At 64.9% G+C, this 12,639-nt stretch carries 12 protein-coding genes; 6 read left to right on the plus strand and 6 right to left on the minus strand.

All coding sequences use genetic code 11. The features are described from left to right. Positions 1-20: 20 nt before the first annotated feature. From IEW81_RS10305 to mutM, 5 genes are all read left to right on the plus strand, one after another. Positions 21-1,388 (plus strand): aspartate aminotransferase family protein, encoded by a 1,368-nt coding sequence (locus IEW81_RS10305; RefSeq protein WP_097061411.1) that lies wholly within the window; start codon positions 21-23, stop codon positions 1,386-1,388. Positions 1,389-1,455: 67 nt separating this feature from the next. After that, positions 1,456-2,025, plus strand: a complete 570-nt coding sequence (locus tag IEW81_RS10310) for a YceD family protein (RefSeq protein ID WP_229671357.1) — start codon at positions 1,456-1,458, stop codon at positions 2,023-2,025. 2 nt (positions 2,026-2,027) lie between these two features. Next, on the plus strand, positions 2,028-2,231 hold the full coding sequence (rpmF, locus tag IEW81_RS10315; RefSeq protein ID WP_097061410.1) for a 50S ribosomal protein L32: 204 nt from the start codon (positions 2,028-2,030) through the stop codon (positions 2,229-2,231). A 56-nt stretch (positions 2,232-2,287) separates the two neighbouring features. Next, complete coding sequence (rnc, locus tag IEW81_RS10320) at positions 2,288-2,977, plus strand: ribonuclease III (RefSeq protein ID WP_097061409.1); 690 nt, start codon at positions 2,288-2,290, stop codon at positions 2,975-2,977. A 2-nt stretch (positions 2,978-2,979) separates the two neighbouring features. Beyond that, entirely contained in the window at positions 2,980-3,936 is a 957-nt protein-coding gene (mutM, locus tag IEW81_RS10325; protein ID WP_097061500.1) for a bifunctional DNA-formamidopyrimidine glycosylase/DNA-(apurinic or apyrimidinic site) lyase, read from the plus strand. Here mutM and IEW81_RS10330 read toward each other — a convergent pair. From IEW81_RS10330 to IEW81_RS10345, 4 genes are all read right to left on the minus strand, one after another. After that, positions 3,933-4,379: a DUF4279 domain-containing protein gene (locus IEW81_RS10330; protein WP_097061408.1), complete on the minus strand. Its 447-nt coding sequence runs from the start codon at positions 4,377-4,379 to the stop codon at positions 3,933-3,935. The two genes, mutM and IEW81_RS10330, sit on opposite strands and share 4 nt — an antisense overlap. Before the next feature lie 161 nt (positions 4,380-4,540). Further along, on the minus strand, positions 4,541-5,611 hold the full coding sequence (locus tag IEW81_RS10335) for a GNAT family N-acetyltransferase (protein ID WP_179691886.1): 1,071 nt from the start codon (positions 5,609-5,611) through the stop codon (positions 4,541-4,543). Positions 5,612-5,711: 100 nt separating this feature from the next. Beyond that, the gene (locus tag IEW81_RS10340; protein ID WP_179691885.1) at positions 5,712-6,437 is read right to left on the minus strand and encodes a hypothetical protein; all 726 of its coding nucleotides are present in this window, start codon (positions 6,435-6,437) and stop codon (positions 5,712-5,714) included. 26 nt (positions 6,438-6,463) lie between these two features. Beyond that, the gene (locus tag IEW81_RS10345) at positions 6,464-7,132 is read right to left on the minus strand and encodes a hypothetical protein (protein WP_143544715.1); all 669 of its coding nucleotides are present in this window, start codon (positions 7,130-7,132) and stop codon (positions 6,464-6,466) included. Positions 7,133-7,444: 312 nt separating this feature from the next. On the opposite strand from IEW81_RS10345, the gene smc reads away from it, so the two are divergent. Further along, complete coding sequence (smc, locus tag IEW81_RS10350) at positions 7,445-11,014, plus strand: chromosome segregation protein SMC (RefSeq protein WP_097061405.1); 3,570 nt, start codon at positions 7,445-7,447, stop codon at positions 11,012-11,014. Here smc and IEW81_RS10355 read toward each other — a convergent pair. Both IEW81_RS10355 and IEW81_RS10360 read right to left on the minus strand, forming a co-directional pair. After that, positions 11,011-11,583, minus strand: coding sequence for a histidine phosphatase family protein (locus IEW81_RS10355; protein ID WP_097061404.1), 573 nt, complete (start codon positions 11,581-11,583; stop codon positions 11,011-11,013). The two genes, smc and IEW81_RS10355, sit on opposite strands and share 4 nt — an antisense overlap. A gap of 57 nt (positions 11,584-11,640) precedes the next feature. Next, a complete protein-coding gene (locus IEW81_RS10360) occupies positions 11,641-12,495 on the minus strand; it encodes an META domain-containing protein (protein WP_097061403.1) in 855 nt (284 codons plus the stop codon). Between the last annotated feature and the right edge of the window lie 144 nt (positions 12,496-12,639).

Consider the following 12,639-nt stretch of genomic DNA (forward strand, 5'->3'; position numbering starts at 1 on the left):
CAACGTAATACTCTGTACTGGTGACCACGACAGTTGATACCGATAAAACCCCCGCCTCCGTTCCGACCGCGCCGACGCCGTCTCCTGAGGGCACGCGAGCATACGATCTCGACCGCGCGCACGTCTTCCATTCGTGGTCTGCGCAGGGCGCCCTCAACCCGATGGTGATCGCGGGCGGCAGGGGCTCCGAGGTCTGGGACTTCGACGGCAACACCTATCTCGACTTTTCCAGCCAGCTCGTCAACACCAACATGGGCCACCAGCACCCGGCGATCATCGACGCGATCAAGGCGCAGGCCGACATCCTGGCGACCGTCGCCCCCGCAGCAGCCAACCTTGCCCGTGGCGAAGCAGCCCAGCGCATTGTCGCGAAGGCCGACGCCCACTTCGGCAAGGTCTTCTTCACCAACGGCGGGGCCGACGCGATCGAGAACGCCATCCGGATGGCTCGCATCACGACCGGCCGCGACAAAATACTCTCCACCTACCGCTCGTACCACGGCAATACGGGCGCCGCGATCGTCGCCACCGGCGACTGGCGCCGCATGCCCAACGAGTTCGCCAGGGGGCACGCCCACTTCTTCGGCCCCTTCGAATACCGCTCCGAGTTCTGGTCGACGTCGCAGGAGCAGGAGTGCGAGCGTGCGCTGCAGCACCTCGAACGCGTGATTGTCTCGGAGGGCGCGTCCACTATCGCTGCCATCCTGCTCGAGACCGTGCCCGGCACTGCTGGCGTGCTCGTGCCGCCGCCCGGCTACCTTCCCGGTGTGCGCGCGCTGTGTGACAGGTACGGCATCCTGCTCATCCTCGATGAGGTCATGTGCGGCTTCGGCCGGACGGGCCAGTGGTTCGCCTGGCAGGGCTTCGATGTCGTGCCAGACCTCGTCGCCTTCGCGAAGGGCGTCAACTCGGGCTACGTGCCCGCCGGTGGCGTGCTCATCTCTGAATCGATCGCGAACGAATTCGAGACGCAGGTGTTCCCGGGTGGGCTCACCTACTCCGGCCACCCGCTCGCGATGGCCTCCATCGTCGGATCGATCGATGCGATGGATGCCGAGGGCGTCGTCGAGAATGCCCGCACCATCGGCACGGATCACCTGGGACCGGGCCTGGCCGAGCTCGCCGAGAAGCATGAGATGATCGGCAACGTGAGGGGGCTCGGCGTGTTCTGGGCACTCGACCTCGTGGACGACCGGGAATCCCGCCAGGCCGTCTCCGGCGGGGTCATCCTGCAGCTCAAGAAGGCGATGCTCGCCCGCGGGCTCCTGCCGTTCTCTGCAGATAACCGCATCCACGTGGTGCCACCGTGCATCGTCACGCCAGACCAGGTGGCCCAGGCGCTGTCCATCTACGACGAGGCCTTCACGGAGGTCGAGGCGAACCTGTAGCGGGCACGAGCACCTCCTTTCGGTGGTGCGCAGCGCCATCCGGCCCAGAAGCGTAGAATCTTCTCTCGTGTCACATCTCATTCAGTCCCCGTACACGGTTGCGGTCTACGACCTCATGCACCGCCCAGGCGAGATGCGCGAGAAGGATCTCGATGTCGTCGTGCCGGAAGGCTTCGGCAATGCTGTCATCGGGGTGGCGACCGGTTCCCAGATGCATATCGACGTGCGACTGGAGTCGCTTCACGACGGCATCCTGGTGTCAGGAAAGATCCGCGCGACGGCCGACGGGGAGTGCGTCCGATGCCTCATCGAGGTGCAGCTTCCGGTTCGGGTCGAATTCCAGGAGCTTTTCGCGTATTCTTTTGACGAAGCTTTTGACTATACGGTTCACGACGACCACGTCGACCTGGAACCGGTAGTCAGGGATGCGGTGGTGCTGTCACTACCGTTCCAACCGGTCTGTCAGGAAGATTGCCTCGGCCTGTGCCCAGAGTGTGGGGTGCGGCTTCTGGACAACCCGGGTCATGAGCATGAAGCTCCCGTCGATCCACGATGGGCTGCTCTTGCTGGACTCGACAACCTGAACGACACCATCACCACAGACCCTGTCGATTTCGACACAGAAGAAAAGAGTTAGCCATGGCTGTACCGAAGCGCAAAATGTCGCGGGCAAGCACCCGCATGCGCCGCGCCCAGTGGAAGGCCACCGCCCCCACGCTCGTCAAGACCATCGAGAACGGCAAGACCGTCTACAGCCTTCCGCACCGCGCGAAGGTTGTCGAGGACTCGACCGGCACTCCCCTGTACATGGAATACAAGGGCCGCAAGGTCGCCGACGTTTGAGCTGATGGCTCGCCCTCAGGGGCGAAGCATCGACGAGAAGATCGTGACGCTGAACCATGACGCCGAACGCTGACGAGCTATCGTCGGTACTCGGCCTCGTGGTGGTACCCGCGCTCTTCGAACTGGCGCTGATCCACAGGTCGTTCGCCTACGAGAACGGCGGGCTCGCCCACAACGAGCGGCTCGAGTTCCTCGGAGATTCGATTTTGGGCCAAGCCGTCACGGTGATGCTCTACACCGAGAATCCGGCCCTCGACGAGGGAGAACTGGCCAAGCGACGGGCCAGCCTGGTGTCGAGCGTTGCGCTTGCCGAAGTGGCACGCTCGATCGGGCTTGGTGCGTATATCCGTCTTGGTCGTGGCGAAGAGTTGACGGGTGGCCGCGACAAGTCGTCGATTCTGGCCGACACGGTCGAGGCGCTCATCGGCGCCACGTACCTCGACCTCGGCGGTGAGACAGCAACTGCTCTCGTGCTGAGGCTTATTCGCCCGCTGCTCGAGAATCCGAACCGTTTCGGTGCATCGATGGACCCGAAGACCAGTCTCCAGGAGCTGGCAGCCAGGCAGGGCCGTGGGCTCCCGAAGTACGAGGTCGCTGATAGTGGCCCGGATCACTCCAAGCGCTTTCACGCGACCGTGCTGCTCGGCACTGAAGCGGTCGCGGAGGGTCACGGCTCGAGCAAGAAGCAGGCCGAGATGGCGGCAGCGCTGCAGGCGTGGACGCTGCTGCAGACACCCGTCGCCTGACCGTGCCCGAGCTGCCCGAAGTCGAGGTTGTGCGTGCCGGGCTCGAGCCGGCCGTGACCGGTGCGCGCGTGGCATCCGTCACCGTCTTCGACGGGCGTTCACTGCGCCGTCATGACGGCCCTGCCGAAGACTTCATCGATCGCCTGGTCGGCCGCACGCTGCTCGCGCCGCAGCGCCGGGGCAAGTTCATGTGGATCCCGCTCGCGCCCCTTCCCCTTTCGGAAATTCAGGAAGTCGCGGGGCCAGCGTCCAAGGCGCCGGGGCAGGAGAGTTCCGCCCCCACGTCGCTCCCTGAATTTCCAACAGAGGCGGTCGTGACCCACCTCGGCATGAGCGGCCAAGTGCTGCTTCGTGACACGGCGACGGATGACCTGCGCACGAGAATTCGCATCGACCTGCAGCATCCCGTGCACGGGCCGCTGCGGCTCAACTTCGTCGACCAGCGCATCTTTGGCTCCATGGCGATCGACACTCTCGTGCCCTCCGTGGACGGCGGTGACACGGTGCCGTCGAAGGTCGTGCACATCGCCCGGGACCCGCTGGATGAGCGATTCGACGACTCCCTGTTCCTGGCGCGACTGGCGCGAAAGAACACGACGATCAAGCGTGCTTTGCTCGACCAGACCGTCATCAGCGGCATCGGTAACATCTATGCCGACGAGTCTCTGTGGGCCGCGAGGGTGCACTACGACCAGCCGACGGCGACCCTCAGTCGCCCCAGGGCGAAGCTCCTGCTCGCCGAGGTTCGGCTGGTTCTTCGCAGGGCGCTGGCGGAAGGTGGCACCAGTTTCGATGCGCAATACCTGAACGTCAATGGCCAGTCAGGCTACTTCGCCCACTCGCTCAACGCCTACGGGCAGCAGGGCAAGCCGTGCCCGCGATGCGGGAGGCCCATCATCCGCGAATCATTCATGAACCGTGGGTCGCACTTCTGCGGCTTCTGCCAGCGGGTGCGTTAGCTCTCGTCGCCGCTGCCGGTCTGCTTGAAGAACACTTGGCCGTGAAAGTCGATGCCGAGCGCGCCCATTGCGGCGAGCAGGTCTGCGGGGATGAGAAATCCGGCCTGCATCCGGTCGGAGTAGCCGTTCCAGGCGATCTCGATGAAGTAGTGCTCGCGCAGCTTGTCGAGCGCTGTGCGTTTGGGCTGCAGCGTCTCGATGAGCCCATGCACGCTGGAGAAATCGGATTCCTCCGCCGAGAGCATCTCGGGCGAATCCAGAACCCAGATCGAGTGGGTGCGTTCGCGCATGGACGGCTTGCCGTCGGACCCGGTGCGAACCCGACCCACAGGGTCACCCAGTTCGGCGGTCGCCGTGGGCTCGAGCCCGAGCACTGCGGTCACCGCTGCTGCTGTGTGCGTGAGGCTCTTGATCGAGAGACTCGCTTTTCCATCAATGACCACCCGATAACCCTAACGACCCTTCGGCACCGCTGTCGCACCCCGGCCCAGCGCCGCGGATAATTTTGCCCCCGGGGGCACGTTCGAGACGTCCGTCGTCTTCCGAACCTCGACCAGCCGCACGGCTGGTCGACACCCTGCGGCAGGTCGACACCTCGTGCAGATCAGACCAGATCCTTTCGCCAGGCACTCTCGCTGGCGATCGGCACGAAGCCGACCGCTTCATTGACATCGAGCATGTGGCGGTTCTCCTCAGCGTTGAAGGTGATGACCGATGGATGCCCCGGCGCGACTCGTTCGAGGTGCTCCAGGTTCGCGACCTTCAGCAACATGCCGAGCCGGTGCCCGCGGTGCTCACGCAGCACGAGCGTGGCGTACTGGTCCACTGCGCGGACGAGCTGTTGCGGAACCGACAACACCGTGAATCCGACCAGGCTGCCGCTACGCAGGTGCTCGTCGGCGGCGACCACTCGTCGTCGGGGGTTGAGGCGGGCGTTGCGATCGTCGAACTCGATCACGCGCTCGACGGTCCAGACATCCTCGGGCTCCTCGAGACCCGCGGAGGGGGCATCCGTGCTCATCCGAGTGGCAAGGTGGGCGAAGCCTTCGAGCCAGCGTTCCGGAGTGCGCCCCTCCCAGTAGCGCAGAACGTAGTCGACGCCACTGGACTGCTCGGCGTCAGCCAGGCGCGTCGCGAGACCGTCGACGGGCAGCCCGAGCCTGCTCGCCCGTTCCACCTGTTCGAGCCGGTAGCCGCGTCGCAGCAGAAAGCGGGTAGCTGCGTGGTCGCGAACGACAGACCCGAATCCGGTGGGCGGTGTCAGCTGCTCGCCGCTCATCGGTGGAATCGGCGTGTAGACGAGCGCTTTCGACTTGCCCGCGGATGCCGCCATCGTTTCGACGGCCTCCGCGAGGGCGGTGCCGATGCCGAGCCCGCGAAACTCGGGCAGCACCTGTGCGGCCAGCCACGCCGAATCCGCATCCTCACCGGTCTGGGTTTCATAGATACCGCGACCGGCCATGCGACCGTCGACCCTGGCCACGAGTAGCGTCATCGGTTCGTGGGGGTTGAGAAAGTGCGGCAACTCCTCAGCGGGTTCGTAGTTGATGTCCGTCGTGCCGTAGCCGAGGGCGTTGACGGCATTGCCGAGGTCGATAGCCTCGATGAAGTCGACGGCTCCGGGATCAGCAATACCGCTGGGGATCGTCACCTCGTCGATGGTGAACGTGGTCACGGCGGTGGCTCCCCTGGTGCTGTGTAGTGGATGCCACCGATCGGCAGCCGTCCAAAATACGACCTCGCGGCACTGTGTCGACACACGAAGAGGGTTGAGGCTATAGACCGAATCCGTTGCTGACCGGCGCGATGATCCTGGAGACCACCCCTTCGCCCGCAGTCGACGTGACGACAACCGAATACGAAAGATTCGAACCGCTGGCTCCAAAACGAGCTTGGTCGTCCGGGAGCGCGATGGTCCCCATGTGAAAATAAGTCCGATCAGGTTGATAAGGAACGCTGTAGTGCTCTGCAAAAGCCGGATCATCCGCTGGGAGAGCCAATACATCATCCCCGACCCTGGCGTGGTCGACTGTGTCGACGATGACTCCGCGAACGGACGGGGCAGTCACCCAGACCGTTGTTACGGGAGCGTATGGAGGCTCCCCGGGCGTATTGCTGTCGCCGGAGGTGTTTCTTTCCCCGAGGAGGAAGCCGTCCCAGTTGTGCTCGAGGCGGAAGCGGCCATCGCAGGCACATTCTTCAGGGATCACGCTGTCGGGTGCGAAACCGAACGCGTCGGTCAGCACTCGCAGTACCTCAACCGGGGCTGTGAAGTAGTCGACAGTATCCACTATCGTGCCCGTGGAATCTATGACCCTGATCGCGTCGGCAAGAACCGAGACCCGGGCGACCGTTGGGGCTGGGGCTGGGGTCGGACTGGCCGCCTCGACGAGGGGAGTCGGAACGGACGTCGAGGTCGACGCTGGCGTTGTGCTCGCGCAACCGACCATCGGCAGTGTCAGCGCGATGAGAAAGACAAAATGGCGACGAGTGATTCTCATAGTCGCATCACAGGTGCCGACGGCATTCAGATCCCATAATTCCGATCCGGGGCGATGATGCGGGTGACTTTGTCGAAGGGTGCCGTTCCGGAGACCTCCACGGCGACCCAATTCTCTGGGAATGGCACGTCCGGGTTGGGCGAAGGAGAACGCCCGACAGTTATTCCGAGGACACCGAATTCGTTGAATGCAAAATCTGGGTATTCCTGGGCTAGAGCCTGGAGGTCGTCACCGACGGTGCTGCCCTCGAAGCTCGAAATCTCCACCTCGCCCACCTTCGCTACCGTGGTGCTGACCGTCGTCTCAGTAAATGGGCCGTCTGGATACCAGGCGATCTGAAACCCTGTCCATGTTGCCGTCGTTCGGGCGACGAAGCCGCCTTCGAAGCTTTCATTGATGGTTTCGATCGCAGGTGCACCTCCGAAGATCTCGGTCAGGGCAACAACCGACCCTGGGTCATGAGGTTGGTGCGCCCAGGAGTGGACGAGTGTGTCCCCAACAAAAGCGTCGAGGGTAATTGCGGAGATGACAAGACGAGTCGTAGCCGTAACACTCGGCCCTGCGGTGGGCTCCGTGGTGGTCGGCATCCCGTTGGACGGGCGGGTGGGCTCTGTGGTTGTCGCAAGCGCGCATGCGTTGAGAGCGAACAAAGTTGCCACAGCGAGAGCAATCGCGGCGCTGGGTTTTAGCTTCATGAACAAAGAGTATGGTCAACGCGCTGGCTGAATGCATCCTCACCCGGCACGATTACGTGACCAGAAGAGTTCACCACCTCTCAAGTTTCTGATCGTGATGGAGTCGACCAGGATCGGTGCCCGCGCGATCGACGGTGATCGGTGATCGGAGATCGGGCTCGCGATCTCGGCGATTCCCGGAGCCGGTCCCGCGGTAGGGGTGGCATGCTGGGGCCACCATGCGGCGTGAACCCGTTCAGGGCGGTGTCGCGGTCTGGGCTCCGCGCTCCGGTACCGTGGTTGCAGCATCCGAGACCACTGAAGGGCGGCGACTTGTACCTGAAAAGCCTGACCCTGAAGGGGTTCAAGTCTTTCGCGCAGCCGACGACTTTCGCCTTCGAGCAGGGTGTCACGTGTGTCGTCGGTCCGAACGGTTCAGGCAAATCCAATGTGGTGGATGCCCTGGCCTGGGTCATGGGGGAGCAGGGGGCCAAGACCCTCCGCGGCGGCAAGATGGAAGACGTCATCTTCGCTGGAACGGCGACCAAAGGGCCGCTCGGGCGGGCAGAGGTCATCCTCACCATCGACAATGCCGACGGCGCCCTGCCGATCGAGTATTCCGAGGTCACGATCAGTCGAACACTGTTCCGAAACGGCGGCAGCGAGTACGCGATCAACGGTGACCAGTGCAGGCTTCTTGACGTTCAGGAGCTACTGAGCGACAGCGGTCTCGGCCGCGAGATGCACGTCATCGTCGGGCAGGGCCAGCTGGATGCCGTCCTCCGCGCGACACCGGAGGAGCGGCGCGGGTTCATCGAGGAGGCCGCCGGCATCCTGAAGCACCGTCGCCGTAAAGAGAAGACGATCCGCAAGCTCGATGCGATGCAGGCGAACCTGCTGCGACTATCTGACCTCGCCGGGGAAATCAGGCGCCAACTGAAGCCGCTGGGCCAGCAGGCCGAGATCGCGAAGGAGGCGGTATCCATCGCGTCGATCGTGCGGGATGCCAGGGCGCGACTTCTCGCGGACGAGGTGGTCGAGCTCCGGGCCGCGATCACCGGCTTCAGTCGCAGCGAGTCCGAACGAAAGACAGAGCGGATCGTGCTGCAGGAGCAGCTCGACCAGGCGAAGCTGCGCGAGGGCAGGCTGGAGCACGCGCAGGTCGGTGACGCGGTCGACCTCGCGCGCCGCACCGCGTTCGGGCTGGAGTCTGCTCAGGAGCGACTGCGCAACCTCTATACGCTCGCGAACCAGCGGCTCGCGCTACTCGGTCAACAGGGTGAGGGGCCGTCTCTCGGCAACTCCGTGAGCCAGGCCTCCGTCACCGAGGCGCAGGATGAGGCGAAGCGGCTGGCGGCGGGGGTCGCCGACGCGGAGGTGGCCGTGGGCATCGCCGCTGCGGCGTCCGCTACGGCAAAAGCGTCACTGGATTCGCTGGACGACGAGATCTCGGCCCAGAGCGCGCTCGTCTCTCGTCACGAGCTCGAACTCGCCGGTCTCGCGTCCCGCGTCGATGTGACCCGTTCCACACTCGCCGCAGCCCGGGGCGAGTTGCTGCGCCAGCAGAACGCGATGGAGCAGGCCGAGCAGCGTCGGGACACCTCACGCACCCAGTTCGTTGCGCTCGAAGCGACGGCCGCAACCGCCGACGAGGGCGACGGCTCGCTCGATGCCGCGTATGAGGCCGCCGAGGCGCTGGTGGCGCTGGTGCAGGTCGACATCGAGACTCTGCGCGACCAACTGCACGCCGCTGAACGTGAACGCGATGCGCTCGCCGCGCGAAGCTCGGCACTATCGCTTGCGGTCGACCAGAAAGACGGCTCCAGTGCCCTCGTCGGCGCGAAGCTCCCCGGCATCCGCGGGCTTGTCGCCGAGCATGTGAAGATCGAACCGGGCTTCGAGGCTGCTATCGCGGCCGCCCTCGGCTCACTCGCGGATGCGGTGCTGGCGGATGACGCGGACAATGCCTTCTCGGCGCTGGAGGTTTCTGCGGCGAAAGATTTCGGCCGCGTCGAGGTCGTCCTCGCCGCGACCGCAGTGACAGCCGCTTCGCGAAACCTGCCGGGTGTGCGGGCCGCTATCGACGTCGTGACCGCCCCGAATGGAGTGCTCGGTCTGCTGGCCGACGTGTACATCGCAGATGACCTGGACACCGCCCGAGCGGCCTTCGCCGACATCGATGATGCAACAGTCGTCACGCGCTCGGGAGACGTCTTCACGAGGTTCGTGTTACGCGGCGGGTCCGGTGCGAAACGCTCGCGGCTCGAACTCGTCGCCGAGCGTGATGCCGCGGCCACCAAACTTGCTGTCGTCAGCACGCAGATCGAACGCTCGAAGTTCGCCCTGGCCGAGCGTCGCGGTGCGCTCGAGACCTCGAAGGTCGAAGCATCGACCTCTCTTTCCGCTCTGCGGGATTACGACGCCGCACTCGCCGCCCAAGCTGAACAGCTTGCCCGGTACCGCATCCAGCTCGACGCGGCTCAGGCCGAGTGGGACCGGCTGTCGCACGGTCTTGACCTCACCGCCGAGAAGGTTCAGGATGCCGAATCCGCCGTGGAGCGCGCGACCGTGACACACGATGACTACGCCTCGACCCCGCGACCCATGCTCGACGTCTCGGCGCGCGAGGGCGTGCTCGACGAGGTGGAGGCGGCTCGCAGCGCCGAACTGGAGCTGCGCATCCAATTGGAAACGATTCGCGAGCGGGTCAGGGCCGAGCGGGCCAGGGCTGAGGCTCTCGCCGCCCGGCTCATCGCCGAGCGCGCAGCAGCCGAAGAGCAGGCGCGATTGACGATCATCCGGCAGCGACAGGTTTCTGCGGCGACCGATGTGATCGCGGCGCTTCCCGCCGTGCTCGACGCAGCAGACCGTTCGGTGTCTGAGGCGAGAGTGCAACTCGCAGCCAGGGAATCCGAGCGGTCGGCCCAGAACGAGGAGCTCGCGCAGTTGCGCCGCGAAGAGGGCGCGCTGCGGCAGCGACTGTTCACGGTCAGTGAGAACGTGCACGGGCTCGAGATGCAGATCTACGAGAAGAAGCTGCACCTCTCCACATTGCTCGAACGTTCGGGGAACGAGCTCGGCCTGGTCGAAGATGTGCTCGTGGCCGAGTACGGCCCCGAGGTTCCCGTTCCTTCCGAAATGACGGACTCCCCGAGGGCTCAGGCTGATATCCAGGATGCTGCTCGCGAGCAATCGCCCAGTTCTCCGTCATTTCGGAACCCGGCCGACAACATCCGGCGCTTCGTACGCACTGAACAGAAGGCGCGGCTGGCCGCAGCCGAGCGCAAGCTTGCACAGCTCGGTCGGGTCAATCCGCTCGCGCTGGAGGAATTCGAGGCGCTCGAGCAGCGACACAGGTTCCTCACGGAGCAGCTGACCGACCTCACGAACACCCGCAAAGACCTGCTCACGATCATCGAGGAGATCGATGAGAAGATGCAGGATGTCTTCGGCGCAGCCTTTGACGACACTCGCGCGGCGTTCAACGAAGTCTTCCCCGTGCTGTTCCCGGGAGGCACGGGCAGCATCCACCTGACCGACCCTGAGAACCTGCTCACCACGGGTATCGAGGTCAGCGTGAAGCCTGCAGGCAAGAAAATCGAACGGCTCTCGCTGCTCAGTGGTGGCGAGCGATCCCTGGCGGCCGTTGCGCTGTTGATCGCGATCTTCAAGGCGCGCCCCAGCCCGTTCTACATCATGGACGAGGTCGAGGCGGCGCTCGACGATGCCAACCTCGGGCGGCTGCTCACCATCTTCCAGGACCTGCGCGAGACATCCCAGCTCATCGTCATCACGCACCAGAAGCGCACGATGGAGATCGCAGACGCCCTGTACGGCGTGAGCATGCGCGCCGACGGCATCAGCGCGGTCGTCGGCCAGCGGATCGCGGCCGCAGCGAGCTAGTTGCGATCGGCGGTGGAATCGAGTGGTTGCCCGTTGACGGTGAGCACATCCCACTCGTCGCCGTCGAGCCTGAAGGTCGAAATCGATCCGTTGTGAATAGCGTCGAGCGGTCGCCCGGCCAGGGCCGCGAGCGTGTACCGGATGATCGTGCCGTGGCAGACGATCACGACGTTCTCGCCGGGGTAATCTGCGGCGATGCGGGCGAGCCCCGCGCGACCACGCTCCACGACAGAGACGACGCTCTCTGCGTCCGGGTACTGGCGGTCGGGCCAGCGCTGCAGCGCCTCTTCTGTCGAGGTGCCCTCGAGCGAACGGTAGTCGCGCTCGGCGAGCTCCGGATAGGCCGGCCCGAGCTCGATCCCGAGCTCGGCGGCGATGATCCGAGCGGTTTCGCGCGCGCGCTGCAGCCCGGACGACACGATCGCCGTCCAGTCGCCGCCGGCCAGGATGGTCGCGGCCTCCGCGGCCTGCTGCCTGCCGAGATCATTCAGCGGGATATCACTCGAGCCCTGGAACAGCAGATCGCGGTTCCAGTCTGTCTGGCCATGGCGGATGAAGGCGTACGTCACGGATGTTCTCCTCGGGGTTAGTCACCAGTCTGACAGGGTTGTGAACCGACCTCGTGCTCAGCCTTTCACCAGCCGTCCGAGCTCGGCGCCGTCACGGTCGAGCAGCACCAGGACGTCGCCATCGAATCCCGCGAGTTGGGCCTGGGCCACCCAGCTGGGCACGGACGCACCTTCGCACGCCATGAGAGTGGATACGCCGGAGGTTGCGAGGAATCCGCCACTCGCGTCAGCGGCCCAACGCCCAGATCCGCCGTTGCATCCATCAGAACCGGTCCACGTGCCATCGGCGGCGAACTCGACCCCGGCGCCGGTGGAGACATCCGTGCCCTCGGCCGCCCACTGCCCCTCGTGGGAGGCGACGGTGAGCGAAGAGGGAAGTGGATCGGCCGCGGCGAAATACGCGCGGGTGTCATCGGTGACCTTGGGAGGTTCGGCGTAGAAGTCTGCCGCATCCGGGATGGGGTCAGGAGCGCCGTCGATCGTGAGTGACGCCACGGGTGAGCCAGCGGCATCCACCAGCATGAAGCCGTCAGCGGTCTTCACGAAGAGTTCGACTGACTCGAGCCATCCGACCACAGGCAGGGTCTCGGTAGCGCAGGTTCCGGAGGAGCCAAACGCGGAAGCGAGCATGAGGCCGTTGGAGGCGCGCCACGATCCCATGATCATGCCGCAGTCGCGCCAGAGCTGGAACTCGCCTACATCGAGCCGCAGCCAGGTTTCTGCGGACTCGCCGTCGGCGTCGGTCACCCTCCAGAGGTTGACGAGATCGACTGGCGATGAGTCGGATGGTGCGACCTCGACTGGCGCAACCTCGGCGGCCGGAGGCGTGCTCGCGCATCCGGCGAGGAGCGCGACGGCGATCAGCGGGGCAATCAGCTTGGCGACAAGCGGGGCGAGCAGTCTCCTGGACATGATCCAAGCATGACGACGACCTCCCGGTTACGCTACCCACTGCGCGTTTCCACTGCGCGTTTCCACTGCGCGTTTCCACTGCGCGTTTCCACTGCGCGTTTCCACTGCGCGTTTCCACTGCGCGTTTCCACTGCGCGTTTCCAC

Source organism: Salinibacterium xinjiangense (assembly GCF_014645015.1).
GTDB classification, from domain to species: Bacteria; Actinomycetota; Actinomycetes; order Actinomycetales; family Microbacteriaceae; genus Rhodoglobus; species Rhodoglobus xinjiangensis.